Raw genomic sequence first — 1529 nt, 5'->3', positions numbered from 1 at the left:
GTATCAGTAAGACTATGGGTATAGGCTTCCATATCCGAAGAAAAACTATCGGGAGAGAGCTCTCCTTGTTCTATCTTTTGCAATTGACTTTCCCATTCGCCTGTAAGGGCTACATCGGCTATAGTAAGTGATTTTACCCACTGATATACCTGCATTCCTTTATCGGTAGGAATAAGAGACTTTTGTTTGCGTTCAATATAATTGCGCTTTAAAAGCGTCTCGATAATAGCGGCACGTGTGGCTGGAGTACCTATACCTGCTCCTTGCAATAGTTCACGTTGTGCCTTATCTTCTAAGGTCTTTCCTGCTGTTTCCATAGCCCCCAAAAGTCCTGATTCGGTATATAAAGCAGGAGGTTGGGTGGTTTTAGAAAGGATTTCAACGGCTTTAATCTTTATGCTTTCTCCTTGTACAAGTTCAGGCAGCACTTGATTGCTATCACCTTCATTGTCTTTTTCACTATCTTTGGCAGTTTCATCAGAGTAAAAACCACCGATAGCGCGCCAACCCGCTTGTAACACTTGAACACCTTTTACCAAGAAGTCAGTGTGCAGAGCCTCCAGTAGAGTCTTTTGCACTTCTTTTACACAGGGTTCAGATACCGCTTCCAAAAGTCGGGTGGCAATCATTTTGTAAATAGTATTTTCTTTTGCCGTAAGATTGGTAGGAAAGCGCTCGGTAATAAGAAGTCCGTGATGGTCTGTTACTTTCAAATCATTAACCATCTTCTTATTCAGCGCCCCAATTTTCACAAGTTTAGCTTCGTTAGCGTATGCTTCACTTTCTTGTAACAAACGTATCAGCTGTGGGATTTCTTCCCATACATCCTCTGAGATGTACTTACTACCAGTACGTGGGTAAGTAATGTATTTTTGCTCGTAGAGACTTTGAGCGATTTGCAGGGTCTCATCGGCTGAAAAGTTCCATTTTTTATTAGCTTCTTTCTGAAGACCTGTTAGATCATAGAGCAAAGGAGGTTGTTCTTTTACCACTTCTTTTTCAGTGGAAATCACCTCGGCCATAGGAGACTTTTCTAATTGTTTTTGTAAGGCTTCAGCTTCCTTTTTATCCTCAATTTTAGCTGAGATACTGAAAAAATCAGTATAGCTTTTTTGGTGCTTGAGTCGTAATTGATAAAAAGGTTTCTTTTGAAAATGTGTGTGCTCTAAAAATCTTTTACAAACCATTGCTAAGGTAGGTGTTTGCACCCTACCTAAGGAATAAATCCCTTCACCTACGGCTATACTTAGGGCTTGGGTAGCATTGATACCCACCAGCCAATCAGCCTCACTACGCTTTTGAGCAGAGGCATACAGCAAATCAAAAGCACTTCCTTCTTGCAGATTGGCAAGTCCTGTTTTGATACCTTTTTCGGTTAAGGAGCTAATCCAAAGCCTTTGAAAAGGTTTTTGACATTGCAAATATTCATAGATATAGCGGAAGATCAGTTCTCCTTCACGACCTGCATCGGTGGCTACAATAATGGAACTACACTTCTTAAAAAGGCTATCAATGATTTTAAGCTGTTT

At 40.5% G+C, this 1529-nt stretch carries 1 protein-coding gene; it reads right to left on the bottom strand.

Going from position 1 to position 1529, the window contains the following annotated elements; genetic code table 11:
* The coding region (locus tag HMPREF1551_RS05365; RefSeq protein WP_021628044.1) for a DNA topoisomerase at positions 1 to 1529 on the bottom strand (1529 nt) is incomplete at both ends.

Source organism: Capnocytophaga sp. oral taxon 863 str. F0517, assembly GCF_000466425.1.
Lineage (GTDB): Bacteria > Bacteroidota > Bacteroidia > Flavobacteriales > Flavobacteriaceae > Capnocytophaga.
Note: the sequence above shows the minus strand (reverse complement) of the source record. Positions and strands in the feature narration are given on the sequence as shown.